The sequence below is a fragment of the Sphingopyxis sp. genome, assembly GCF_019459305.1.
Taxonomy (GTDB): domain Bacteria; phylum Pseudomonadota; class Alphaproteobacteria; order Sphingomonadales; family Sphingomonadaceae; genus Sphingopyxis.
The window spans coordinates 20265-43756 of the sequence record NZ_JAIBES010000147.1; the positions used below are offsets into that span (position 1 = coordinate 20265).

24 protein-coding genes are annotated in these 23492 nt (G+C 63.1%); 16 read left to right on the top strand and 8 right to left on the bottom strand.

Going from position 1 to position 23492, the window contains the following annotated elements:
• Positions 1 to 9: 9 nt before the first annotated feature.
• Positions 10 to 897, bottom strand: a complete 888-nt coding sequence (locus tag K0M74_RS18280) for an SDR family NAD(P)-dependent oxidoreductase (RefSeq protein WP_293975730.1) — start codon at positions 895 to 897, stop codon at positions 10 to 12.
• On the bottom strand, positions 894 to 2108 hold the full coding sequence (locus tag K0M74_RS18285) for an MFS transporter (RefSeq protein ID WP_293975731.1): 1215 nt from the start codon (positions 2106 to 2108) through the stop codon (positions 894 to 896). Before K0M74_RS18285 ends, K0M74_RS18280 begins: the two co-directional genes overlap by 4 nt.
• Before the next feature lie 186 nt (positions 2109 to 2294).
• Here K0M74_RS18285 and K0M74_RS18290 point away from each other — a divergent pair, with 186 nt between their 5' ends.
• On the top strand, positions 2295 to 3062 hold the full coding sequence (locus K0M74_RS18290) for an SDR family oxidoreductase (RefSeq protein WP_293975732.1): 768 nt from the start codon (positions 2295 to 2297) through the stop codon (positions 3060 to 3062).
• Here the strand turns inward: K0M74_RS18290 and K0M74_RS18295 are convergent.
• Together K0M74_RS18295 and K0M74_RS18300 are read right to left on the bottom strand one after the other, a co-directional pair.
• On the bottom strand, positions 3059 to 3769 hold the full coding sequence (locus K0M74_RS18295; RefSeq protein ID WP_293975733.1) for a glutathione S-transferase N-terminal domain-containing protein: 711 nt from the start codon (positions 3767 to 3769) through the stop codon (positions 3059 to 3061). The genes K0M74_RS18290 and K0M74_RS18295 overlap by 4 nt on opposite strands.
• A gap of 85 nt (positions 3770 to 3854) precedes the next feature.
• Positions 3855 to 6086 carry a TonB-dependent receptor gene (locus K0M74_RS18300; protein ID WP_293975734.1) on the bottom strand — a complete coding sequence of 744 codons (2232 nt, stop codon included), beginning with the start codon at positions 6084 to 6086 and terminating at the stop codon, positions 3855 to 3857.
• Positions 6087 to 6208: 122 nt separating this feature from the next.
• Here K0M74_RS18300 and K0M74_RS18305 point away from each other — a divergent pair, with 122 nt between their 5' ends.
• Both K0M74_RS18305 and K0M74_RS18310 read left to right on the top strand, forming a co-directional pair.
• A complete protein-coding gene (locus tag K0M74_RS18305; protein ID WP_293975735.1) occupies positions 6209 to 6715 on the top strand; it encodes a DUF3237 domain-containing protein in 507 nt (168 codons plus the stop codon).
• 1 nt (position 6716) lies between these two features.
• Positions 6717 to 7442 (top strand): glutathione binding-like protein, encoded by a 726-nt coding sequence (locus tag K0M74_RS18310; protein ID WP_293975736.1) that lies wholly within the window; start codon positions 6717 to 6719, stop codon positions 7440 to 7442.
• Positions 7443 to 7445: 3 nt separating this feature from the next.
• Here K0M74_RS18310 and K0M74_RS18315 read toward each other — a convergent pair whose 3' ends face one another.
• Together K0M74_RS18315 and K0M74_RS18320 are read right to left on the bottom strand one after the other, a co-directional pair.
• The gene (locus tag K0M74_RS18315; RefSeq protein ID WP_293975737.1) at positions 7446 to 8150 is read right to left on the bottom strand and encodes a glutathione S-transferase N-terminal domain-containing protein; all 705 of its coding nucleotides are present in this window, start codon (positions 8148 to 8150) and stop codon (positions 7446 to 7448) included.
• Between the two features lie 4 nt (positions 8151 to 8154).
• The gene (locus tag K0M74_RS18320; protein ID WP_293975739.1) at positions 8155 to 9321 is read right to left on the bottom strand and encodes a CoA transferase; all 1167 of its coding nucleotides are present in this window, start codon (positions 9319 to 9321) and stop codon (positions 8155 to 8157) included.
• A gap of 118 nt (positions 9322 to 9439) precedes the next feature.
• On the opposite strand from K0M74_RS18320, the gene K0M74_RS18325 reads away from it, so the two are divergent.
• The gene (locus K0M74_RS18325) at positions 9440 to 10345 is read left to right on the top strand and encodes a hydroxymethylglutaryl-CoA lyase (RefSeq protein WP_293975741.1); all 906 of its coding nucleotides are present in this window, start codon (positions 9440 to 9442) and stop codon (positions 10343 to 10345) included.
• A 39-nt stretch (positions 10346 to 10384) separates the two neighbouring features.
• Here K0M74_RS18325 and K0M74_RS18330 read toward each other — a convergent pair whose 3' ends face one another.
• Complete coding sequence (locus K0M74_RS18330; protein ID WP_293975743.1) at positions 10385 to 11038, bottom strand: TetR/AcrR family transcriptional regulator; 654 nt, start codon at positions 11036 to 11038, stop codon at positions 10385 to 10387.
• A 92-nt stretch (positions 11039 to 11130) separates the two neighbouring features.
• Between K0M74_RS18330 and K0M74_RS18335 the strand changes: the two genes are divergently transcribed.
• From K0M74_RS18335 to K0M74_RS18360, 6 genes are all read left to right on the top strand, one after another.
• Positions 11131 to 12267 carry an ABC transporter permease gene (locus K0M74_RS18335; RefSeq protein ID WP_293975745.1) on the top strand — a complete coding sequence of 379 codons (1137 nt, stop codon included), beginning with the start codon at positions 11131 to 11133 and terminating at the stop codon, positions 12265 to 12267.
• The gene (locus K0M74_RS18340) at positions 12264 to 12998 is read left to right on the top strand and encodes an ABC transporter ATP-binding protein (protein ID WP_293975747.1); all 735 of its coding nucleotides are present in this window, start codon (positions 12264 to 12266) and stop codon (positions 12996 to 12998) included. The genes K0M74_RS18335 and K0M74_RS18340 overlap by 4 nt, the downstream gene beginning before the upstream one ends.
• Positions 12999 to 13002: 4 nt before the next feature.
• On the top strand, positions 13003 to 14001 hold the full coding sequence (locus K0M74_RS18345) for an HlyD family efflux transporter periplasmic adaptor subunit (protein ID WP_293975749.1): 999 nt from the start codon (positions 13003 to 13005) through the stop codon (positions 13999 to 14001).
• Positions 13998 to 15407 carry an efflux transporter outer membrane subunit gene (locus K0M74_RS18350; RefSeq protein ID WP_293975751.1) on the top strand — a complete coding sequence of 470 codons (1410 nt, stop codon included), beginning with the start codon at positions 13998 to 14000 and terminating at the stop codon, positions 15405 to 15407. The genes K0M74_RS18345 and K0M74_RS18350 overlap by 4 nt, the downstream gene beginning before the upstream one ends.
• A 299-nt stretch (positions 15408 to 15706) precedes the next feature.
• On the top strand, positions 15707 to 16519 hold the full coding sequence (locus tag K0M74_RS18355) for a universal stress protein (protein ID WP_293975753.1): 813 nt from the start codon (positions 15707 to 15709) through the stop codon (positions 16517 to 16519).
• A 55-nt stretch (positions 16520 to 16574) separates the two neighbouring features.
• The gene (locus tag K0M74_RS18360) at positions 16575 to 17267 is read left to right on the top strand and encodes a Crp/Fnr family transcriptional regulator (protein WP_293975755.1); all 693 of its coding nucleotides are present in this window, start codon (positions 16575 to 16577) and stop codon (positions 17265 to 17267) included.
• A gap of 9 nt (positions 17268 to 17276) precedes the next feature.
• Here the strand turns inward: K0M74_RS18360 and K0M74_RS18365 are convergent, their stop codons facing one another.
• A complete protein-coding gene (locus tag K0M74_RS18365) occupies positions 17277 to 17948 on the bottom strand; it encodes an OmpW family outer membrane protein (protein ID WP_293975757.1) in 672 nt (223 codons plus the stop codon).
• Positions 17949 to 18116: 168 nt separating this feature from the next.
• Between K0M74_RS18365 and ccoN the strand changes: the two genes are divergently transcribed.
• From ccoN to K0M74_RS18395, 6 genes are all read left to right on the top strand, one after another.
• The gene (ccoN, locus tag K0M74_RS18370; RefSeq protein WP_293975759.1) at positions 18117 to 19775 is read left to right on the top strand and encodes a cytochrome-c oxidase, cbb3-type subunit I; all 1659 of its coding nucleotides are present in this window, start codon (positions 18117 to 18119) and stop codon (positions 19773 to 19775) included.
• 11 nt (positions 19776 to 19786) lie between these two features.
• Complete coding sequence (gene ccoO / locus K0M74_RS18375) at positions 19787 to 20560, top strand: cytochrome-c oxidase, cbb3-type subunit II (RefSeq protein ID WP_293975761.1); 774 nt, start codon at positions 19787 to 19789, stop codon at positions 20558 to 20560.
• Positions 20557 to 20715 carry a cbb3-type cytochrome c oxidase subunit 3 gene (locus K0M74_RS18380; RefSeq protein WP_293975763.1) on the top strand — a complete coding sequence of 53 codons (159 nt, stop codon included), beginning with the start codon at positions 20557 to 20559 and terminating at the stop codon, positions 20713 to 20715. Before ccoO ends, K0M74_RS18380 begins: the two co-directional genes overlap by 4 nt.
• Positions 20708 to 21643: a cytochrome-c oxidase, cbb3-type subunit III gene (gene ccoP / locus K0M74_RS18385; RefSeq protein WP_293975764.1), complete on the top strand. Its 936-nt coding sequence runs from the start codon at positions 20708 to 20710 to the stop codon at positions 21641 to 21643. Before K0M74_RS18380 ends, ccoP begins: the two co-directional genes overlap by 8 nt.
• Positions 21630 to 23087, top strand: coding sequence for a cytochrome c oxidase accessory protein CcoG (gene ccoG / locus K0M74_RS18390; protein ID WP_293975766.1), 1458 nt, complete (start codon positions 21630 to 21632; stop codon positions 23085 to 23087). The genes ccoP and ccoG overlap by 14 nt, the downstream gene beginning before the upstream one ends.
• Positions 23084 to 23492 (top strand): FixH family protein (locus tag K0M74_RS18395; protein ID WP_293975768.1); only part of this gene is annotated, 409 nt, incomplete at its 3' end. The genes ccoG and K0M74_RS18395, both read left to right, overlap by 4 nt.

Sequence of the window (23492 nt, forward strand, 5' to 3'; positions counted from 1 at the left end):
ATCTGCTCCTTATGCCTTGGCGCCGAACATGCAGCCACCGTTGGCGGCAATCAGTCCGTCGATATCGTCGCCTCGATAGCCGGGGTCGGCCGAGGGGCCAAAAGATGACAGCATGTCCCGTGTCACCAGTTCGGCCATGCTTTTCCATTCCGGATGGGTGAAGATCCAGTATTCGTCCCTTTCGATCGCTTCGACGACGCGCGCGCCGACCTTGTCGGGCGACATGCCACCAGCGAGGACGCCTTGCATCGCATGGCTGGTCGCCGCGGCGTCGTCCGTCTCTTGCTCGACGGGCCGCAGGTCGCGCGTTGTCTCAACTATCCGCGTTGCCGACATGCCGGGCATCAGCACCGAAACGCCGACGCAGCTTGGACCCAGCTCGTTGCGTAGCGCCATCGCGATGCCCAGCGTCGCATATTTCGAACTGATGTAGGCAACCGAGATCGGCGGCGGCACGATCGCCACCATCGACGACGTAATGACCAGATGACTGGGTTCGCCGCTCGCCTTCATCTCACCCAGAAAGGTGCGGCAGGCGTAAAGATGCGCGTGGGCGTTGACCGCATAATTCCAGCGCCAGACGTCGGTGTCATATTGCTCGAAGGCTCCCGATCCGCCGCCGACCCCGGCATTGCTGAACAGGATACGCACCGCGCCGAAGTCGCGCGCTTTGGCTCCTGCCGCTTCCCAGCTGTCTTCGCTGGTAACGTCGAGTTGCAGGCCCAGCGCGTTGGCACCTTGCTGACGCAGTTCTGCTGCTGCTGCCGCTGCGCGGGCGCCGTCGATGTCCGCCAGAATGACGGCGCCGCCTTTCGCGACGAGCGCTTTGGCGGTGGCAAACCCGAGGCCGCTCGCGCCGCCGGTGATGAACGCCGTCTTGCCCGCGACCGATGTCATTCCGCGAAATCCTTTTCGAGATAGCGTGTCATGCGGTATTGCGCGATCCCTGCCGCCGCGGCGAATGGCATCAGGGCCATCAGCGCCCAACGCAGGCTGTCGACCCCGTGCTCAGGTTTCAGCGCGTCGCTGACAATCCCTGCGAAAAGCGGGCCGAGACCCAGCCCGACGATATTGAACATCAGCATGATGACTGCCGCGGCGGTTGCACGGCTGCGCGGAGGAGTCAGATTCTGGACCAGCGCGAGCGCAGGGGCCACATAAGCAGTGCAGGCTGCCATAGGGACAAGCATCAGCGCCAACGAAAGCTGCCAGCTATCGACCAGCAAAGCGGCGATGAACGTCGGAACCAGAACCGCGCTCGCAAGCGCGGGGATCGTGCCATAAGCGCGTGCCGAATGTTTGGCGCGGCGACTGACGAGCCAACCGCCGCCCAGGATTCCGATGCCGAACGTGATGCCAGCGGCGGGGGCGAACCAGGTCGCCATCGCCTCCAGCGGCATTTTTTGCGTGCGCATCAGAAAGGCGGGGATCCAGTTGAGCATGCCATAGCTGACGAAAGCGGCGAGGCCGCTGCCGACCATCACCATGCGCAGTGAGCGGCGGCGGATGAACATCGCCAGGCTCTCGCTGAACGGCAGGGCTTCGTCGGCTGGTTTGTGCGTATCCATGGCCCCGCGCGCCGGTTCGCGGACAAGCCAGATCATGATCGGTGCGATCACGATACCGACGATGCCGATCACGATAAAGGCGCCGCGCCAGCCGATATTCGCTGCGGCCCACGCACCGAAGGCCGCGCCGACAAAGACACCGAACGGACCGTTGCATGTGAATAGTCCGATCATCAGCGGGCGCTGCGCCGGCGGATAACAATCCGCGATCACTGACAACGATGGCGCCGTGCCGCCGGCTTCACCCGCGCCGACCCCAAAACGCATCAGGGCAAGCTGCCAGAAGTTGCTGGCCATACCGCACGCAGCGGTAAACGCGCTCCACACGATGCAAGAGATGCCGATCAGTTTGACGCGGTTCCACCGGTCGGCGATCATCGCAACGGGAACGCCCATCGCGGCATAAAACAGCGCGAACGCAAGGCCGGTCAGCAGCCCGAACTGGGTGTCGCTGAAATCCATCTCGGCACGGATTGGTTCGACCAGAACCGACAGCAGCTGGCGGTCCACGAAGTTGATCGTCCCAACGATGAAGAGCATCACGAGGGCAACGTTGCGGCGCAGTGCGAGGCCCGGTTCAGGCGCTGTTGCGCCAGCTTTAACGGCGGTGGCCTCGATCATAACTCTCCCCAAACGCGCTATTTTTGCCGATCCGAAAATACTTAGGTATTTAAGCTTATCTGTCAATGTGCTTTACGGTAGCGTTAGGATTGAGGGAGAGGCAGAATGAAAATTCAGGGCAAAACGGCAATTGTCACGGGGTCGGCCGGCGGGATCGGCCGCGCGACGGCGGTCCTGCTGGCGATGCGCGGCGCGGCAGACGTCAGCCTGGTGGACATCAACGAGGCCGGGCTTGCCGAGACCGCACAACGGGTCGAGGCGGCGGGTGGACGAGCGAGCGTCCACAAGCTCGACCTCTCCGACATTTCCGCGACCGACGCCTGGTTTCGAATCCATGGCGACGTCGATATCCTGCACAATAACGCCGGCGTCGTATCCGGTCTGCCGCAATTCCCCGACGTCGACGCCACGCGTCTGCAATGGATCATCGATACCAACCTCACGTCGCTCGTAGCTGCGACGCAGATCGCCATACAGGCGATGCGGCAACGCGGCGGCGGCGTCGTCGTCAACACCGTTTCCACCGTGGCGCTGGGGACAGGCTTTTACGATGCCATGTATGCGACGACAAAGGCGGCGGTAATGATGTTTACCCGTTGCTGTGCGCCGCTGAAAGAGGACTGCAATGTTCGCGTCGTCGGGATGCTGCCGGGCCTGGTCGATACACCGATCCTGGACACCACGGGCGCGGGTGGCAAGTCCGAATGGATGAAGATGGTGCTGGCGAACAACGAGGCCTGCACGCCGGACGATATTGCCGGCGGGGTCATGGCACTGATTGAAGATGATGGCTTGGCGGGCGGTGACTGGCTCGCGGTGCGGCGACTGGACGGAAAAGTTGAATATCAGTGGGGGCATGCGGACACCCTCTAGCGTGTCGGTGCCTCCAGCATATTCTGGCCGAACAGGTTCGACCATTGGGCGTCGGTCAGAACCGGACGGGCGCTGGACAGGTTGGCGGCATTTTTGACGCCGGTGCCGGCCACAACCGCGGGTCTTTCGCCGATCCGCGCGAACCAGTCGGCGACGGCGGGATAATCGTCCAGCGTCAGCCCGATAGCACGGATTGCGCGTGTCCACGGCCATGTCGCGATGTCCGCGATGGAATATTCCTCGGCGAGATAGTCGGTCTCGGCGAGGCGGCCGTTCAGGACGTGGAGCAAACGCAAGGTCTCGTTTCGGTAACGCTCGACTGGATAGCTTTGTCCTTCGGGCGCGTAGCGGATGAAATGATGTGCCTGACCCTGCATCGGGCCAAAGCTTGCCATTTGCCACATCAGCCATTGCTGTGCCTGGCTGCGGCGGCGCGGATCGGCGGGCAACAGCTGCCCTGACTTTTCGGCGAGGTAGAGCAGGATCGCGCCCGATTCAAAAACGGGCAACGGCGCCCGCCCGTCAACGGGGTCATGATCGACGATGGCGGGAAGGCGCCCGTTCGGATTGATCCTGCGATATTCGGGTGTGAGATGATCGCCCTCGAGCATGTTCATGGCGATCAGCTGGTGTGGCAGGCCGACTTCTTCGAGCATGATCGACACCTTGTGCCCATTGGGCGTCGGGGTGAAATAGACGTCGATCATCGGCATTCCTCCAGACAGCGCACGACCGCCATTGCCACTTCCTCATCGAGGAATGCGGCAATGACGGCCGATTGCTGGGACATCGTCAGAATTTGACGCCGGCTTCGATCGCTATGCTGCGCGCGGGTTCCACGTAATGGATCGAACGCGTCGTATTGGTAATCGGGAAGGGCAGCTGGAAGACGCTGCCCGCTGTCAGTTTGTTGGTCAGGTTCCGGCCCACAAAGGCAAGGTGCCATCGCTCGTCGGCATCGCTCAACTGGACGCGCAGGTCGACCTTGGCATAGCTGTTCTGATAGCCGTAGATCGGGCTCTGGTTGTCCGAGTTGAAATAGCCTGACCGGAACGACACGACGCCCGTGACGTCGAGCTCGAGCGAAGACGTAAGCGGCAGCCAGCTGTGCGCCTGAACGCTGCCCGACCAGTCAGACACATAGGGGAGTGGCGCTCCGGCAATGTTATTCGCCGCGATGCTCGCCGGGCTTCCTGGGTTGCACTCGGTGATCGGCTGTGTGGCGAGGCAAGCCGCGCCTGGGTAATCGAGGTAACGGATGTCCTGATAGGCGAGCGATGCGGTCAGGTCGAAACTGCGCGACGGCCGGATGACGATCGTGCTTTCGATGCCGGTCGATGCCGCACTTGCCGCATTGCCCGTCTGATAGGTCGATGTCGTCGGGTTGTAGACCGACACCTGCAAATTGGTGAACTTGGTATCGTAAACCGACACGTTCGCGGTGATCGCACCGAACGAAGCGCGGACGCCGCCTTCGATGTTGCGCGACTTTTCGGGCTCATACTGGAAGGTCGCGTTGGTGGTGCCATAGGTGTTCGACACGAACCCACCCGACTTTGATCCGCGGCCATAGGTTGCATAGACCATCACATCGTCGCTGATGTCATATTGCGCCGTGATCGAAGGATCGACGTTGTTTTCTTTGCGCTTGCCCTGTGCCTGCGTGATCGGACGCAGGTTGAACGGGCCATAGATACGCTCGCCGTCGAACGTCGCCTCCTTTTTTGTATGCGTGTAGCGCAGACTGCCGATGAAGCGCAGTCGGTCGGACGCGTTCCACGTTGTCTGGCCGAAGATCGAGAAGGATTCGGTCTGCTGGTCAAAGAAGGTCCGCAGCAGGCCAAAATAGTTGAGTGCGCTGTTGTTGATGTTGAAACCGCCGAACTGATCGAGATGATAGTCCGACTGGTCATAATAAGCGCCGACGATGAATTCGAAAGGCTGGCCGACCGGAGAGGAGAGCCGGATTTCCTGCGAGAATTGATCGAAATTTTCGGGGTAGCTGTTGTATACCGAATTGTTGGTTACCCCACCCGGCGGATTGGGCAGCGTCTGGTCGAAACCGTTGATCATCGCGCTGTCGAACCAGCTGTAGCCGGTGATCGAAGTTAGCGTGTAATCGCCCAGTTTCAGATTCGCGGTACCCGAAGCGATCAGCGTTTCACCGCGGATGCCTTCCTGTCCCAGCGCCGAATCTTCCAGGAACCGATCCTGTCGCAGCCGCGGGGTCACGGTCGCGGAATCGGACACCGTCACGCCGCCCTTGATATCCTGATTGCCATATTCCACCCGCGCGGTGAAATCGAAGTCAGAGCTGGGTTCCCACAGCGCGGTCAAGCGGATCAGCTGCTGCTTGGTCTGGGGATTTTTCTGTCCCGTCGCGCGGTTCAGAATATAACCGTTGTTGTCGACGATGCGGCCAGCGACGCGAAGGCTCAGCGTGTCCGAGATTGGCCCCGAGACGTGGCCCGAAATCTGGAAACCGTCATATTCGAAATCATAGCTGCCTGTCAGCGATCCCTCGAACTCCCTGGTGGGCGCCGCCGATACGACGCTGATCGCGCCGGCGGCGGTGTTCTTGCCGAACAGCGCGCCCTGCGGCCCGCGCAGCACTTCGACACGGCCCAGGTCAAAGAAGGGCGCCTGTGTCTGGCGGCTGCGACCGGCGTAGACGCCGTCGATATACAGGCTGACCGCCTGATCGAACGAGAAGTTCGCCGGCGGCGAACCGAAACCGCGGATATAGATGACATCATTGCCTGCCGTCGTTTGCACAGCCACGTTCGGCACATAGGCGGCCATGTCCGCAAAATCGTTGACGCCCAGTTCCTTGATCTTGTCGCCGGTCACGACTTCCATCGAAATCGGCACGTCTTGCAGGCTTTGTTCGCGCTTTTGCGCCGTGACGATGATCTCGTTGCTATAGCTGTCGTCGGTGGCGGCCTGTGCATAAGCTGGCGCGGCGCCGCCAAGCATGGCGGCGACCGCGACGCCTGATAGCAGAAACTGATTGCGAACCTTCATTTTCACCCTCCCATAGAGCCTGTTGTCGCGGTCCCGGACTGGTGTCCGATCCGTCAATCTGATTGACCCTTAGTATACTAATCGTTTTATGCTTGTCCATAGGCAGGAAGAGGATTCGCATCATGCAGACAGAAAATGAGTCAGGCGTTCGCGTCGCGCTGGGGACGCGCCATCTGTGCACCGTCGAGTTCGAAGTGGGGGGAGGCATTATCGGAATCGGCGCGTCGCCATTTGGTGATCGGCGGCTCGGCTATATCAGTGGCGGCCGGTTTTTCGGGCCGCGGATCAACGGCATCGTCCTGCCGGGCGGCGGCAACTGGTCGCGAAGCGGGCGGCTGGGCAATCGCGCGTCTGTCGGTACCTTCGACGCGCGCGCGGTGTGGCAGACTGACGATGGCGACCTGATCTATCTCAGCTACACCGGCCGGAACATCATTCCCGATGACGTGCGCGCAACCTTTGCCGACCCGGCCGTGCCTGACGCTGACCCGTCTCGCTACTATCTGCGAATCGCGCCGGTGTTCGAGACGGCGAGTGCAAAATATGACTGGCTTAACGGCGTCCTGGCGGTCGGGGTTGGCGAGCGGACCGATTTCGGCGTGCGGCATGTCCTCCACGAGGTGCTGTAATATGATCGACCTACACTATTCGGCGACGCCGAACGGCCAGAAGATTGCGATCATGCTCGAAGAGATTGGGGCGCCTTTTCGCATCATTTCCTATGACATCTTCAATGGCGACCAGCTGACACCGGCCTTTGGCCGCATCAACCCCAACCACAAACTGCCCGCGATTGTCGATCACGCACCAGACGGCGGCGGTGAGCCGGTCACAGTCTTTGAATCGGGCGCCATATTGCAATATCTGGCCGAGAAGGCCGGCCGCTTCCTGCCCGCATCAGGGGCAGCGCGAGCGACGACGCTGTCTTGGCTGACATGGCAGGCCGCCGGGCTGGGGCCGACGGGCGGGCAGGCGAGCCATTTTCTACGCTACGCGCCCGCGGGCCAGGACTATCCGGTCGAACGTTACACTAGGGAATTGGCGCGCCTGCTTGCCGTTCTTGAAAAGCGGCTGGAGAAAAGCGCATATGTTGCGGGGGACGACTATACCATCGCCGACATCGCAATCTGGCCCGGTCGCGCATCGGCGTTCGTCATGGGCATGGGGTTAGACGAATGGCCGGCAATGCGCGACTGGTTCGAGCGCATAGGTGTGCGCCCGGCCGTCGCGCGGGCGATGGCGCGCGATGATCTGAAACCGCCCGCGAAATATGTCGGGCGCCATCAGCAACTCGATGCGCGTGAATGGTCGAACATGTTCGGCGATGCCAACCGGCTCGCCGTGACGAAAGACTAAGCCTTAGCGTGGCGCATGCTGGCGGTCGCCCCACAGGATCGCACGGTGCTCGTCGGTGAAGCCGCTCAGCCCACCCTCGATCGTTTCGGCGCGCGCGACGCCGACTTTGATGCCTTCGGCGACGGCGGGGCGTTCCAGCATCGCGGTGCCCCAGCGATCGACGTTCGGGAAATGCCCAGCCCTTTCGATTAACTGGCGGCGCAGATAGGGCAACATTGCCATATCGGCGATCGTATATTCGTCGCCGCCGAGCCACTCGGCATCAGCGAGCCTTTTGTCGACCACCATCATCAACCGGTCGACCTCGCGGTTGTAGCGTTGGATCGCATATTCGTGCCGTTCCTTCGCATAATGGGTGAAATGCGCCTGCTGCCCGAACATCGGCCCGACGCCTGTCATCTGAAACATCAGCCATTGCCAGCAGATCGCGCGCTTCGTCGGATCCTGTGGCAGGAAACGCCCGGTTTTTTCGGCGAGATAGAGCAGGATTGCGCCGGTTTCCCACAGCACGAAACGTCCGCCCGCGGGGCTGTTCTCGTCGACGATCACCGGCGTCTTATTGTTCGGGTTGAGCGCCAGAAACTCGGGAGTCAGCTGGTCGCCGGCTAGAATATCGACATGTTCAAGCCGCCACTCGAGCGCCATTTCGAGGAGCGCAATTGCGATCTTGCGCGCATTGGGGGTCGGGCCGCCATAAAGGGTAATCATCGCGTCAGGCCTCCCGGTCCAGCCAGCGTTTCAGCACGTCGTCGGTATCCTGTCCGACGCCCAGCGGAGCAGGGCGGCGAATGCTGCCGGGGGTGGCCGACAACTTGGGAAAGACGCCCTGCATGCGGACTTCGCCCCATTCCGCGTCGGGGACGGTCACCAGCGCCTCGCGCGCGGCGAAATGTGGATCAGCCAGCATATCCTCGGCGTCGAATACGCGGCCTGCTGGAACCCCGGCCGCAACCATCCTGGCTTCCAGCTCCGCGATCGTGAGCGTCGCGGTCCAGTCGCCGATCAGCGCGTCGAGTTCGTCCTGGCGCGCCCCGCGCGCGCGGTGTGTGGCATAGCGTTCGTCGTTCGCCAGTTCGGGCCGCCCCATCGCGGCGGCAAGGCGGGCGAAGACTCCGTCCTGATTGGCGCCGATCAGATATTCGCCATCCTTGCACGGATAGACATTTGATGGTGCGATGCCGGGCAAGGTCGATCCGGTGCGCTGCCGCTTGGTCCCGCTCGCCGAATAGTCCGATACGGTCGATTCCATCACTTGCAGCACAGCCTCGTACAGCGCCGAATCGACGATCTGTCCTTCGCCCGTCTGGCTGCGGTGGTGCAGTGCCGCGAGTGCCCCCATGCAGCCATATGTCGCAGCAAGCGTGTCGCCGATCGACACGCCCATGCGCGCTGGCGGCCGGTCGGCATAACCGACTATCCCGCGCCAGCCGCCCATCGCCTCACCAATGCCGCCAAAGCCTGCGCGCGCCGAATAGGGACCGGTCTGGCCATAGCCGGACACGCGCACGACGATCAGCCCGGGATTGGCCTGACGCAGCTCGGCAGGATCGAGATTCCATTTTTCCAGCGTGCCGGGGCGGAAGTTTTCGATCAATATGTCCGCCTTCGCAATCAGATCGCGCGCTAGCTGCTGTCCCTCTTCCACGCGAAGGTCGACGGCGACCGAATATTTGTTGCGGGCAATGACGCGCCACCAGCTGGGCTTGTCGCCCTGGCCCCAGTTGCGCATCTGGTCGCCGGTGACCGGTGGTTCCAGTTTGACGATCTCCGCGCCCATGTCACCCAGCAGCTGGCCGCAGAAGGGGCCGGCGATCAACTGCCCCATCTCGACGACCCTGATGCCGTCCAGCGCGCCCCCGCCACCCTCTGCCTTCGTCATCTCATTCCTTTCGGGGCCGGGCCTGATAGAAGAAGGCTTCGCAACCCTTGGCTCTCTATACTTAGAATGCTATGTATTGTTCAACCTGCTAAATGACTTTCATGCTACAGGGCGCAAGATGCTGAAAAATCTCCACGTGGAAATGGTTGAGGTTGGTCCGCGCGACGGTCTTCAGAACGAAGTCACGCTCGTTTCGACCGCCGACAAGGCCGACCTGATCCGCCATGCGATCGACTATGGCGCACGGCGTATCGAGGTGACGAGCTTCGTGAACCCCCAAAAGGTACCGCAACTCGCCGATGCCGAACAGCTGGTGGCGATGCTGCCCCACCGCGATGATGTGACCTATATCGGACTCGTCCTCAATCGCCGCGGAGCCGAGCGCGCCATAGCCGCTGGACGTATCGACGAACTCGGCGCCGTATGTGTGACCAGCGACAGCTTCGGTATTCGCAATCAGGGGCAAAGCGCGGACCAATCGCTTGCTGCCGCCATGGAAATCGTCCGTCTCGCAACAGCTGCGGGCCGTTCTGGGCAAATCACCATCGCGACGGCGTTCGGCTGCCCGTTCGAGGGGGAGGTGCCCATCGCGCGGGTTGTCGATATCGCAAAGCGCGCTGCCGATAGCGCGCCGCGCGAAATTGCGCTGGCCGATACGATCGGCTGCGGTTCTCCGGCGCAGGTGGCGGAAATGGTTGGCCGGGTCCGCGAGGCTATTGCCGGACTGCCCGTCCGTGTTCATTTCCACAACACGCGCGGCACCGGCCTTGCCAATGTCTGGGCGGCGGTAGGAGAGGGGGCGTCCACCGTCGATTCCTCGCTCGGCGGGCTTGGCGGCTGTCCCTTCGCGCCGGGCGCCGCAGGCAATGTGCCGACCGAAGATGTCGTCTATATGCTTGAACGCAGCGGGATTACGACCGGGTTCGACTTGCAAAAAACGGTCAAGGCCGCTGCATGGCTGGCGGACAGGATGGACCGGACCCTACCCGCCATGGTCAGCAAGGCGCCCGCCTTTCCTTCTTAATTGTCCTCGTCAGTAGCTGTCGGCCACAGCGCCTGGCGTTCAGGACTGATCGCTCGATGCGGCCACGTTCATGTTTCCATAGGCCTTCAGAAAGGTTTCGACCGCGGATTCTACCCTTTGCCGCGTTGCACTGGCGCCGGGCGGCGAACCAAAGCGCAGTTCGACATCGCCGAAACCTTTGCACATCGAAGCAAGTTGTTCGGCGGCAAGGCCGGGATTGTCGATGGCAAGCGCGCCGCGGTCGGCAGTCGCGGTCAGAAAGGCGGTCAGCGCCGCCTTCATCCGCCGCGGCCCTGCATCCAGAAAGGCGCGTCCGATTTCGGGATTGCGTTCGGTTTCGGCGGCGATGCGGCGTTCGAAATGGACCATCTCGGGCCGCGATAAAAAGGCGACCATGGCCAGGCCGATGTGCAGCAAATGGTCGCGCAGTTCCGCGCCACTTTGCCCTTCGATGGAAAAATGACCGCGCATCCGTTCGCATTCGCGCTCGATCGCTGCCGCGAACAGGCTCTGCTTGTCTGAAAAATGATTATAGATGGTCACCTTCGACACGCCTGCAGCCGCGGCAATCTGTTCGATCGCTGCCGCACCATAGCCATGCTCGAAAAATGCCTTGGTCGCTGCGGCCAGAATCGCCTCGCGTTTCGCAAGGTCGGTCGGCCTGCCGGGATTCTTCTTACGCGCGATTGACAATCTGTACGCTTCCGTTCATTTAAACACTACCGTTCAATAATGTTCCTAATAGCGAACGGTTGCAAGCGTCGCGGATAAAGGGCTCTCCCCCGATGGTCTGGATTGCAATTCGAATGCTGACCGGCGACGCGACCAAATTTTATGGTCTGCTGTTCGGTATCGCCTTTTCGACCCTGCTGATCACGCAGCAGCTGACCATCTTCGTCAATCTGATCGAACGCGGCGCCAGCGGCGTTTATAACGTCCCGTCGGCTGACGTGTGGGTGATGGACCCCGTCAGCCGCACGACCGACGTCAACCTGCCGATGCCCTCGACCGCGCTCGACCGGGTGCGGTCGGTTCCCGGCGTCGAATGGGCGGTGCCGCATTTGCGCGCCGCGGCATCGGTGCGGACCAAGGAAGGCGATCTGGAAGGCGTGTCGGTTATCGGCGTCGACGACGCGACGCTGATTGGCCTTCCACGCCGTATGACGTCGGGTTCGACCAATGTGCTCGAACGGCCCGACGCGGTGGTTATCGACGATGTCGGCACCACGCGTTTTTTCCCTGAAGGCTATGATCCGGTCGGAGAGCGGCTTGAACTCAACGACCAACGTGCAGTTATCATGGGGGTGGCCGATGCCGTCCCCAGCTTTACCAGCCAGGTCACCTTGTACACGCGCTACAGCCGGGCGTTGAATTTCGTACCTGGCACGCGCAACCGGCTGAGCTTTGTCCTCGTCGGCGCTGCGCCGAACATCGATGCCAAGATTCTGGCCACTCGAATTACCGAAGCGACCGGGCTCAGGGCGCGCACGCGCGACGAATTTGCCCGTGACGGAATCGACTTCATCATCGAAAATACGGGGATCCCGCTCAACTTCGGGATCACGGTGATGCTGGGATTTCTGGTTGGGGTCGCCATCGTGGGCCTGACCTTCAGCCTGTTCATTCGCGACAATATCAAACAGTTCGGCGCGCTGAAGGCGATCGGGGTGAATAATGCCAAGATTCGCAGAATGGTGGCGGCGCAAGCCGCGATGGTCGGGTCGATCGGCTATGGTCTCGGCGTCCTCGGCACGGTCGCATTCATCTGGAGCTTTTCGAGTAACCCGACCTTTAAGGGCTTCTACATCCCCTGGCAGGTGCCGCTGATCAGCCTCGCGGCGGTGACGCTCATCCTGACGCTGACCGGATGGATCGCATTGCGCAACGTGCTCAAGACCGAGCCGGCGGCGGTGTTCCGGTGAGTGACGTCGCGCTGGCTGCGCCGTCCGATGCCGCGACCGCCATCGCGACGCGCGGCGTCGTTCGCGATTTCACCGCGGGACAGCAGACGATCCGTGTGCTGCACGGCATCGACCTCGATATCCGGGCGGGCGAGCTCACCTATCTGGTCGGGGAATCGGGGTCTGGCAAAACCACGCTCATTTCGATCATGTGCGGCATATTGTGGCCGACCGAGGGCGAGGTTCGCCTGTTCGGCACCGACATATACAAGCTCTCGGACAATGAACTCGTCGATTTTCGACTGCGCAATGTCGGTTTCATTTTCCAGCAATATAATCTGATCCCGGCGATCGATGCCGCCTCGAATGCTGCGGTGCCGCTGATCGCGCAGGGTGTGGGCCGCGGCGAGGCACGCGCTCGCGCCATCGAATTGCTCGCCGCGCTCAACATCGCCGATCAGGCAGACAAGCTGCCCAGCCAGCTTTCAGGAGGGCAACAGCAGCGCGTTGCGATTGCGCGCGCGCTGGTGCACCAGCCGCGGCTGATTGTCTGCGACGAGCCGACTGCGGCGCTCGATGCGCGATCGGGGCGACGCGTGATGGACCTGCTGCGCGAAGTCGCGCTCGCCGACGATCGTTCGGTCATCATCGTCACCCACGACAATCGCATCTTCGACCTCGCCGACCGCATTCTAGTGCTTGAGGATGGTCGCGTCACCCACGACGGCCGCGACATGCCGAAGGACCATTGACGCCATGACCCGACGCTTTGCCAATCTGAACTTTTCGCGCCAGATCTTGCCGGTGATCGCCTTTCTGGGCGTGGTGCTTGCCGTCATCTATATCCTTGTCGGGCTGCCCGACCGCCAGCTCGAACCGCCACAGCAGATTCCGCCGCGCGCGACCGGCGCACTGGCCAATGGCGACCGGGTTGCTGGGGCCGGTGTCGTCGAGCCTTCGAGCGAGATCGTGGATATCGGTACAGCCCTGTCGGGGCTGGTGATGAGCCTGAACGCCGAACCTGGAAGCTATGTCGCGAAGGGCGACCTGCTGTTTCTGGTCGACGACCGTGCGGCGCGAGCGCGGCTGCATGAAGCAGACGCCGCGATCCGCGAAGCGCACGCCGCGATTGCGGAGGCCGATACCGCCCGGACTACAGCGCAGCGCCAGCTCGCGCTTTACCGCCAGATCGATGACCCTGCTGCGGTTAGCCGGACCGAGGTGGTTCGCGCCGAGGGCGAGGCCGCGGCAGCGGCGAGCCGCGCTGCATTGGCACGAGCGCGCCGCGAAGCAGCCGAGGCTGCTGCAGCGAGCGCGCGGGTCGAATTGTCGCGCCTTGCGGTGCGCGCGCCGATCGCGGGTGAAATCCTGGCAGTGAATATCCGTCCCGGCGAGTTTGTGCAGGCGGGCGGGCCGCAGGGCGGCAACGCCGAACCCTATATACGATTGGGTGAAACGCGGCCGCTCCATATCCGGGTCGATATTGACGAAGACCAGGCTGGCGACGTGGCACTGGGCGCGAACGCGATCGTCTCACCGCGCGGTGCCGCCGAACGGCAGGTCACGGCGCGTTTCGTCCGCGCTGAACCGCTGGTGGTGCCAAAACGCTCGCTGACGAACAGCGCCGCCGAGCGGGTCGATGTAAGGGTGATGCAAATCATTTATGCTCTGCCGCCCGGCAGTGATCTGTTCCGCGTGGGCCAGCAGGTCGATGCCTTCATTCCCGCCAAACCCCGCACCGGAGCAAGGCGATGATCCGCAAGGCCGCACTCGCTGCGACATTGGCGCTGTGCGGTGCGGGCTGTGTGGCCGGCCCGCCGCCGCTTATCGATACGCCGCCGCCTGCCTTGCCCGCCGCCTTCTCTTATGTGCCCGACGCCGCTGAGGCCGGATCGCTTGCCGCCCTTCTGCCCCAAGATGACCCTGCCTTCGTCGCGCTGCGCGCGGCTGCGCTAGATGACGCCCCTTCGATTGGCGAAGCTGCCGCGCGGATTGAACGCGCGCGAGCCGGTGCCCGCCGTGCCGGTGCCGAACGCATGCCGCAATTCGATCTCGCCGCATCGCTCGAAACCAGCCGCACCAATCCCGGCAGCCTCGGCGCCAGCCTGCCGACTGGCATCACGATCGATCCCGACCAGACATCCTATGGCGCCTCGCTCGGCGCGCGCTGGGATGCTGACCTGTTCGGGCGACTGAGTTCGGAACAGCGCGCGGCGTCGGCGCGGCTCGATGCAGCGACTGCCGACGCCGAAGCGGTGCGGATCGCGCTGATCGCCGACCTCGCGTCGCTGGTTGTCGACTGGCGTAGCCTGGAGGTGCGCGATGCGGCGCTTTCACGCGACCTTGATGCGGCTAACCGTCTGGTAGCGCTGACGGCATCACGCGCAAACGCCGGCCTAGCGCCCGGCGTCGAAACGGCGCGCGCCGAAGCGATAGCTGCCGCGTCGCGCAGCCGCTTGGCGATGCTGGGCGGCGAGCGCGCCAATCTCATCGGCCGTCTGGTCACGCTGACCGCGCGTGATGCCGGCTGGGTCGAAACGCAACTCGCGGCACCGGGTGGGACAACGGCCTTGCCATTGGTGCCCGCCACGCTGCCGTCCGATCTGCTGACGCGTCGCCCGGACGTTACGGCAGCGGCAGCGCGTCTTGCTGCGGCTGACGGCGACCTTGCGGCAGCAGCCGCGCGTCGCTTCCCAAGGATTACGCTTTCGGCCAGCCTCGGCCTGCTGGCGTTCAGTCCGGGCCAGCTGTTCGACAATGACTCGCTGATCGGGTCGCTGGCGGCAGCGATTGCCGGGCCGCTGCTGGATTTTGGACGCATATCGGCGGAGATCGACGGCGCAGCTGCCGACAAGCGCCTGGCGTTTCAGCTCTATCGCGCCGCCGTTTTCGACGCGCTTGGCGATGCGGAATCCGGATACCGGCTGATTGTGGCGACCGATGCGCGCGCTGCGGCGACAGCAGACGAAGCTGTGCGGTTTACGCGCGTCGAAACGTTGACTGCTACACGCGTGCGCGCTGGCCTCGCCGATCTCTCGGCGCAGCTGGAAGCGCGCCGCCAGGCCGATGGCGCCGAAGAACGCGCCGCTATCGCGCGGGGCGAAGCGCAGCGTGCGCGCCTGTTGCTGTGGCTCGCCCTGGGTGGTGCAGGCGATGGGTGACCGACGCCAGTGCGCGGCGGGCGACGTCCCGTCCGCTTCGCGCCAGATTTCGCATGTTCCAGCCCTATTCGTCATTCGCTGGAAAGCGGTCGTTCGATCGGCAATAGCGGGTGGCAGGGGCTTGGCTCGCAGTTCCAGCCGCCAGGAGGTATGCAAAGCGGGATAAGCATGGCGTCGCTTGATATTGTTGGAAGTTTTCCAGTCATTTTCCAACGACAACTACGGCAACGACATTGACCGCGATCAATGACGCGGCGTGCATTGCGGCGTCATATGCCTGTATCAGCAGGAGATTTGACGTGCGCAATATCTTGATTCACGCCGACGATGGTCCCGGAATGCCCGCGCGATTGGAAAGCGGTCTGGCGATCGGGCGACGGCATCGTTCGCATCTGGATTTCGTGATTACCTCGCCGTTTCAGCAATTCATTGCCACCGACCCCTTCGGCGGCATGTATCTGGCGAGCGAGCAGTTGGCGAAAGCGCAGGCGGCTGACGCGGCCCTCGACCGGCGGCTGCGGGCCGATCTCGAGCGCGAAGATGTGCCTTGGAATGTGACGCTGGCCGATGGCGATGTGCTCGCGACGTTGACGCTTGCCGCGACGCTGGCTGACCTGGCCATCGTCTCGCTCGGCACCGCCGATCGGCGCCGCAGCTTTACCCCGCCGATGATGGCGGGCGATCTGGCGATGGCGGTTCCCGTGCCGGTGCTCGCCATTCCCGAATCGTGCGGCCCGATCGATCTCGACGCGCCGGTGATGATCGCGTGGAACGGCAGTCCGCAAGCGGCGCACGCGCTGCGCGCCGCGGTGCCGCTGATGCGCGATGCGCAGCAGGTTATCATGGTCTCGGTAGGCCAGGATGAGGGGCAGGTCGCTGCCGACGACGCGCTGCGCTACCTCTCGCGCCACGCGGTCCACGCCGAGCTGCGCCATGTCGAGCGCAGTGTCGAAACGATCGAAGAAGCGCTCGAGCGGACGGCGCGCGATATCGGCGCTGGCCTGATCGTGATGGGCGCTTTTGGCCATACCCGTCTGCGCGAAACCTTTTTCGGCGGCGTGACGCGCTATTTGCTGGAATCGGCGCCGGCCCCGTTGCTGCTCATGCACTGATCTACCGCACACCCCGTCGCTTCCCAAAGACTGCTGGCTGCTGTACGGCGGCGGCATGACCGATTGTTCCACCTGCGTCGTCCGCAACCGCGCGATTTGCGCCAGCCTCGACGCGACGGAAATTCTGGCGCTCGGCAAGATGGGGCGCAAGCAGAAGGTCCGGCAGGGACAGACCTTGCTGTGGGAAGGCGATGGCGCGCCGGTCGTCGCGAACGTCCTGACTGGGGTATTGAAGCTGGTGGTCTCGACCGCCGATGGCCGCGAACAGATTGTCGGGGTCGTGTTCCCCTCCGACTTTATCGGAAGGCCTTTCGGTAAGGAGAGCCCGTACACGGTCACCGCGATGACCGATGCCGAGGTGTGCATTTTCAACCGCAACAATTTCGACGAATTCGCCAGCTCGCATCCCGACCTTCAGCAGAAGCTGCTGCGCCGCACGCTCGATGAGCTCGACCGCGCCCGCCACTGGATGATGCTGCTTGGGCGCAAGTCGGCGTCGGAGAAAGTCGCGTCGTTCCTGCTCGAAATGTCCGAACGCTTGTCGGGGCAGGGATGCGACGCGACGATGCCCAAGGGCGGTTTTGAGCTGCCCTTCGGGCGTCAGCAGATTGCCGATATCCTGGGGCTGACGATCGAAACAACCAGCCGCCAGCTCACCAAAATGCGCGGCGAGGGGGTGCTCGAGCTGCCGTCCCGCCGCGAGATCGTGATCAACGACCGCGCGGCGATGGAGGCGATGGCGGGTTGACCCGCAACGTCAGAAGCGGAAAGCGAGCCCGGCGCTGACGACCCAGGGATCGAGCTTGTGCCGCGTCCGCAACACTTCGGTCGGTCCGGCGAACCAGCGCGCGGTCGAGCGCATGACGTAACGCTTGGCGTCGAACGTCACCGCCAGCCCCTTGGCATTCACCGGGACGTCGACCCCGGCCTGAAATGCCATGCCCAGCGAATCGCCCATCTTTTGCCGGGTCGCGCCGAGTGCGACCGCCGTTGCACCGGGTTTTTCGTCGATGAAGATGAAATAGCTGGGACCGGCTCCGACATAAGGCCGCACGCCGCCGTCGTTGCCGAAATGATATTTCAGCGTCAGCGTTGCGGGGACGATGTTCGCATTCGACACCAGTCCTGCACCCGCCAGGCCGCCACGGCCCACGACATCATGCTGGGTAACGCCCGCGATCGTCTCGACCGAGATATTGTCGGCGACGAAATATTCGATCGCGACCGTCGGCACGACATTGTCGTCGGCCTTGGTCTGCGTCCCCGCGGGCAATCCGATCAGGTCCAGCTTCACGTCGCTGATCTTGCCGTCGGGCGCGACATAGGTCGCGAGCAGCTTGAACTGGACGTCACCAATTTTCGCGGCGGCTTGCCCGGGAACGGCGAGGGCGACGGCCAGCGCGGCGAGGGAGAGATATTGGGTCTTCATGAGTCCTGGCTCCTGTTGTTGATGGAGTCGTCCCTGCGCCGACGGCCGCCGCGCCGCATTGATGAAGCGCAAGCAATTCGTTGATCCCGATCAATGTTTGGGCGGACCCGCGCGTCCATGAGCAATGCGAAGCGCGGCCCGAAGGCCGCACCAAGCGGGGACAAGCATATGGACGGTCTGGTAATCAAAGCGGGCGGTTGGCTGTTGCTGGCGCTGCTCGCGCTGGTGATGGCGGCGCTGGCGGTTGATGCGCCCTTTGCGGTGCATATGGGCATCGTGGCCATCGCTGCGCTGACCGTGCTGTGGACGACCGTCTCGCGCGCCGATTATGGCGCGATGGCGCGCGGCATGCTGAAAATGCCCGCCAGCGAAGGTACCTATGACGACGACCCCATCCGTTGGGGCGTCATTGCGACCTTGTTCTGGGGGATCGCCGGGATGGCGGCGGGGCTGTTCATCGCGCTCCAGCTCGCGTTTCCGGCGCTCAACTTCAACCTCGAATATACGACCTTTGGCCGCATCCGGCCGCTGCATACGTCAGCCGTGATTTTTGCCTTTGGCGGCAACGCGCTGATCGCAACAAGCTATTATGTCGTGCAGCGCACTTGCCGCGCCCGGCTCGCCTTTCCCAAACTCGCTCGCTTCGTGTTCTGGGGCTATCAGCTGTTCATCGTTCTTGCCGCGACGGGCTATCTGATGGGCGTGACCGAGGCGAAGGAATATGCCGAGCCCGAATGGTATGTCGATCTGTGGCTGACTATCGTCTGGGTCGCCTATCTCGCGGTCTTTGTCGGCACAATCGTCAAGCGCCGCGAACCGCATATCTATGTCGCGAACTGGTTTTACCTCAGCTTCATCATCACCATCGCGATGCTCCACATCGTCAACAATCTCTCGATGCCCGCGAGCATCTTCGGGTCGAAAAGCTACGCTGCCTTCGCCGGGGTCCAGGATGCGCTGACGCAATGGTGGTACGGGCATAATGCGGTCGGTTTCTTCCTGACCGCGGGCTTCCTCGCGATGATGTATTATTTCGTGCCGAAGCAGGCCGAGCGGCCGGTCTACAGCTACCGCCTGTCGATCATCCACTTCTGGTCGCTGATCTTCCTCTATATCTGGGCCGGTCCGCACCACCTCCACTACACCGCGCTGCCCGACTGGGCGCAGACGCTGGGCATGGTCTTCTCGATCATGCTGTGGATGCCGAGCTGGGGCGGGATGATCAACGGGCTGATGACGCTCAACGGCGCGTGGGACAAGATCCGTACCGACCCGATCATCCGCATGATGGTGATGGCGCTCGCCTTCTACGGCATGAGCACCTTCGAAGGCCCGATGATGTCGATCAAATGGGTCAACTCGATGTCGCATTATACCGACTGGACGATCGGCCATGTGCACAGCGGCGCGCTCGGCTGGAACGGCATGATCACCTTCGCCTGCGTCTATTATCTGGTGCCGCGTCTGTGGGGCCGTCCGCGTCTCTACAGCCTGCGCATGGTCAACTGGCACTTCTGGCTCGCGACCGTGGGGATCGTTTTCTACGCCGCGTCGATGTGGGTAGCGGGCATCATGCAGGGGCTGATGTGGCGCGAATATGGCGCCGACGGCTACCTCGTTTACAGCTTCGCCGAAAGCGTCGCCGCGATGCACCCGATGTACCTGATCCGCGCCGCGGGCGGAGCGATGTATCTCGCCGGCTTCCTGATCATGATCGTCAATGTCTGGGCGACACTGGCCGGGCGGGTCCGCGATGAAAAGCCGATGACCGAAACCCCGCATAATGCGGCCGCGGATCGCCCGCTCGCGCCCGTTCCCGCCGCATAAGGAGTCGCACGATGGCCACCCAACCCGCCGAAAAGCGCTTCAGCCACAAGAAGCTCGAGCGCAACGTCAGTCTGCTCGGATTGTTCGCCCTCGTCGCGGTCGCGATCGGCGGTATCGTCGAGATCGCGCCGCTGTTCTGGATCGATAACACGATCGAGAAGGTCGACGGCATGCGCCCCTACACTCCGCTCGAACTGGCGGGCCGCAACATCTATATGCGCGAGGGCTGCTATACCTGTCACAGCCAGATGATCCGCCCGTTCCGCGACGAAGTCGAACGCTATGGCCATTACAGCCTGGCGGCGGAGAGCATGTACGACCATCCGTTCCAATGGGGGTCGAAGCGTACCGGACCTGATCTGGCGCGGGTCGGCGGGCGCTATTCGGACGAGTGGCACAAGGCGCATCTGATTGACCCGCGCAGCGTCGTGCCGGAGTCAATCATGCCGCCCTACGCCTTTCTGGCCGAGCGCGATCTGTACACCGGCGACATGCGCAATGATCTGACGGCGCTGTCGCGCGTCGGAGTGCCGTACAGCAAGGAAGCCATCGCGGCGGCGAATGAGGATGTGAAGGCGCAGGTGGATCCGGCAGCGGGCGTCGATCTGCAAAAACGCTATCCCAAAGCGCAGGTGCGCGATTTCGACGGCAATCCCGATCGCCTGTCCGAAATGGATGCGCTGATCGCCTATCTCCAGATGCTTGGCACGCTCGTCGACGTCGAAAAGGCTGCGCCGCAGGAGCAGGGCGCCGCGCCCGCCGCGCCGCGGGAGAAGGCACGGTGAATTACAACGACCTGCGCCATTTCGCCGACAGCTGGGGTCTGCTCGCGATGACCATCCTGTTTCTTGGCCTGGTCGCCTGGCCGTTCCGCAAAGGCGCGCGCCACCACAATGAAGAGGCCGCAATGATGATCTTCAAGGACGACGACCATGGCTGACCGCAAGCGCATCGACGAAGCCACCGGCACGAGCACCGTCGGCCATGAATGGGATGGCATCGAAGAACTGAATACGCCGCTGCCGCGCTGGTGGCTGTGGACCTTCTACGCCTCGATCATCTGGGCCGCGGGTTATGTCGTCCTCTATCCCGCCTGGCCGATGCTCAACAGCGCCACGCAGGGCGTGCTGGGGTGGAGCAGTCGCAGCGATCTGAAGCGCGAGATGCAGTCGCATGCGGAGCGCCGCGCGCCGATCACCAACGCTATTGCCGCGACGGCACTGACCGATCTGCCTGCCAAGCCGGAGTTGATGCAGGCGGCGGTGCAGGGCGGGGCGGCGGCCTTTCGCGTTCATTGCGTCCAGTGCCACGGCGCTGGCGGCGCGGGGGTCAAGACACTCTACCCCAGCCTGACTGACGATGACTGGCTGTGGGGCGGCGATCTGGCGAGCATCGAATATACGATTGCGCACGGCATTCGAAACCCCGACCACAAGGCCACGCGCATCAGCCAGATGCCGGCATTCGGTCGCGACGGCATTCTCGATCCGTCGCAGATCGCCGATGTCGTCAGCCATGTCCGCGTCATCAGCAAACAGGAAAAGCCGAGTGCGGCTTCGACGCGCGGCAACGCGCTGTTCCAGGCCAATTGTGCCGTCTGTCACGGTGCCGCTGGCGTCGGGGATCGCGCCCTAGGAGCGCCGAAGCTGACCGATGCGGTCTGGCTCTATGGCGGCGACCGCGACAGCCTGACCGCGACGATCACGCAGCCGCGCAATGGCGTGATGCCGCGCTGGGGCCACCGGCTCGATCCGGTGACGGTCAAGATGCTCGCGACCTATGTCTATTCGCTCGGCGGCGGCGAGAAAGCAGCGGCGCCCGCGCTGGCGGCAATATCCGAAGGGCAGGGAGCCGATGGCCAGCCCTGAAGACCTGACCGGTCAGCCCGCTGCGCTTTACGAAGCGCGCAAGGGCGTTTACCCCAAAAAGGTCGACGGTCCCTTTCGCCGCTTCAAATGGGCGATCATGGCGATCACGCTGGCGATCTATTATGGCACGCCGTGGATCCGTTGGGACCGCGGCCCCTATGCGCCCGATCAGGCCGTGCTCGTCGATCTGGCAAACCGGCGCTTCTACATGTTCCAGATCGAAATCTGGCCGCATGAATTTTACTATGTCGCGGGTCTGCTCATCATGGCTGGCATCGGGTTGTTCCTCGTTACCAGCGCGGTGGGCCGCGCCTGGTGCGGCTATGCCTGTCCTCAGACGGTGTGGACCGACCTGTTCCAGCATGTCGACCGACTGGTCGATGGCGACCGCAACGCGCAGGTGCGGCTGGCAAACGGCCCGTGGACGGCGGAGAAGCTCGTCAAGCGTGGCTTCAAATATACCATCTATCTCGCCATCGCCTTTTGGACCGGCGGCGCGTGGATCATGTATTTCGCCGATGCGCCGACGCTGACCGTCGATTTCTGGAGCGGGCAGGCGGCGCCGATCGCTTATGGCACCGTTGCGGTACTGACCGCGACAACCTTCATCCTCGGCGGTTTCATGCGCGAACAGGTGTGCATCTACATGTGTCCCTGGCCGCGCATCCAGACCGCGATGATGGACGAAAAATCGCTGCTGGTGACGTATAAGGACTGGCGCGGCGAACCGCGCGGCAGCGTCAAGAAGGCGCAGGCGCATCCGGGGGCGTTCGGCGATTGTGTAGACTGCAACCAGTGCGTTGCAGTGTGTCCGACCGGCATCGACATTCGCGAAGGGCCGCAGATCGGTTGCATCACCTGCGCGCTGTGCATCGACGCTTGCGATGATGTCATGGCGCAGATCGGGCGCCCGCGTGGGCTGATCGATTACTGCACGCTCGACGATGCCGCGGTCGAAAAGGCGGGCGGTATCGGCAAGCCCGTTCGCAAGACTTTGTTCCGTCCCCGCACACTTGCCTATTTTGGCGTGTGGTGCGCGATCGGCGCCGCGATGCTCTTCTCACTCGGTCAGCGCACCCGGCTCGACCTCGCCGTTCAGCACGAGCGCAGTCCGCTCTATGTCCAGCTGTCCGACGGCCACATCCGCAACAATTACACACTTAAACTGCGCAACATGGAAACGCGCCCGCGCCGCGTCGCGGTGATGGTGGATGGGCTGGCAGGCGCAGCGCTGTGGACCGAGGCGGGATCGCGTAACACCGCAAAGCAGCGCGTCGAAATTGCGCTCGCGCCCGACAGCGTCACGCGCGTCCGATTGTTCGTCGCAGCGCCGGGCGACGGACCGGCGCGGCAGGATTTCACCATCACGACCCGCGGCCTCGACGGCGACCCGCGCGGCGACAGCGACATCATCCAGTTCGACCGACCGGAGGCAGGACAATGAGCGACAAACCGATCCGCAAGGTCTTCACCGGCTGGCACATGACCGCGATCCTCGTCACCTTCTTTGCCGTCGTCATCACGGTCAATTTCACCATGGCCCGGCTCGCTATGTCGACCTTTGGCGGCAAGGTGGTCGAAAACAGCTATGTCGCGAGCCAGCACTACAATGTCTGGCTGGCGCGCGCCGAGGCGCAGGACCGGTTGGGCTGGACACCGAAAATATCGCTTTATGCGGATCGCCATGTTCGCGTTGAAATTCGCAACGACGGCCGACCGCTGACCGGCCTGCGCGTCGCCGCAACCGCCAGCCATCCGCTCGGGCGCACCGCCCCCTCTATCCTCCGGTTCGAAGCGGTAGAGAATAGCGCGTGGCGCTCGGTGGGGGGGGGGGGGGGGGGGGGGGGGG

What these genes read in the sequence shown, in the direction of transcription:
- K0M74_RS18280 (WP_293975730.1), bottom strand. Translation starts at nt 897, where the DNA reads ATGACATCGGTCGCGGGCAAGACGGCGTTCATCACCGGCGGCGCGAGC.
- K0M74_RS18285 (WP_293975731.1), bottom strand. Translation starts at nt 2,108, where the DNA reads ATGCTCTTCATCGTTGGGACGATCAACTTCGTGGACCGCCAGCTGCTG.
- K0M74_RS18290 (WP_293975732.1), top strand. Translation starts at nt 2,295, where the DNA reads ATGAAAATTCAGGGCAAAACGGCAATTGTCACGGGGTCGGCCGGCGGG.
- K0M74_RS18295 (WP_293975733.1), bottom strand. Translation starts at nt 3,769, where the DNA reads ATGATCGACGTCTATTTCACCCCGACGCCCAATGGGCACAAGGTGTCG.
- K0M74_RS18300 (WP_293975734.1), bottom strand. Translation starts at nt 6,086, where the DNA reads ATGAAGGTTCGCAATCAGTTTCTGCTATCAGGCGTCGCGGTCGCCGCC.
- K0M74_RS18305 (WP_293975735.1), top strand. Translation starts at nt 6,209, where the DNA reads ATGCAGACAGAAAATGAGTCAGGCGTTCGCGTCGCGCTGGGGACGCGC.
- K0M74_RS18310 (WP_293975736.1), top strand. Translation starts at nt 6,717, where the DNA reads ATGATCGACCTACACTATTCGGCGACGCCGAACGGCCAGAAGATTGCG.
- K0M74_RS18315 (WP_293975737.1), bottom strand. Translation starts at nt 8,150, where the DNA reads ATGATTACCCTTTATGGCGGCCCGACCCCCAATGCGCGCAAGATCGCA.
- K0M74_RS18320 (WP_293975739.1), bottom strand. Translation starts at nt 9,321, where the DNA reads ATGACGAAGGCAGAGGGTGGCGGGGGCGCGCTGGACGGCATCAGGGTC.
- K0M74_RS18325 (WP_293975741.1), top strand. Translation starts at nt 9,440, where the DNA reads ATGCTGAAAAATCTCCACGTGGAAATGGTTGAGGTTGGTCCGCGCGAC.
- K0M74_RS18335 (WP_293975745.1), top strand. Translation starts at nt 11,131, where the DNA reads ATGGTCTGGATTGCAATTCGAATGCTGACCGGCGACGCGACCAAATTT.
- K0M74_RS18345 (WP_293975749.1), top strand. Translation starts at nt 13,003, where the DNA reads ATGACCCGACGCTTTGCCAATCTGAACTTTTCGCGCCAGATCTTGCCG.
- K0M74_RS18350 (WP_293975751.1), top strand. Translation starts at nt 13,998, where the DNA reads ATGATCCGCAAGGCCGCACTCGCTGCGACATTGGCGCTGTGCGGTGCG.
- K0M74_RS18360 (WP_293975755.1), top strand. Translation starts at nt 16,575, where the DNA reads ATGACCGATTGTTCCACCTGCGTCGTCCGCAACCGCGCGATTTGCGCC.
- K0M74_RS18365 (WP_293975757.1), bottom strand. Translation starts at nt 17,948, where the DNA reads ATGAAGACCCAATATCTCTCCCTCGCCGCGCTGGCCGTCGCCCTCGCC.
- ccoN (WP_293975759.1), top strand. Translation starts at nt 18,117, where the DNA reads ATGGACGGTCTGGTAATCAAAGCGGGCGGTTGGCTGTTGCTGGCGCTG.
- ccoO (WP_293975761.1), top strand. Translation starts at nt 19,787, where the DNA reads ATGGCCACCCAACCCGCCGAAAAGCGCTTCAGCCACAAGAAGCTCGAG.
- ccoP (WP_293975764.1), top strand. Translation starts at nt 20,708, where the DNA reads ATGGCTGACCGCAAGCGCATCGACGAAGCCACCGGCACGAGCACCGTC.
- ccoG (WP_293975766.1), top strand. Translation starts at nt 21,630, where the DNA reads ATGGCCAGCCCTGAAGACCTGACCGGTCAGCCCGCTGCGCTTTACGAA.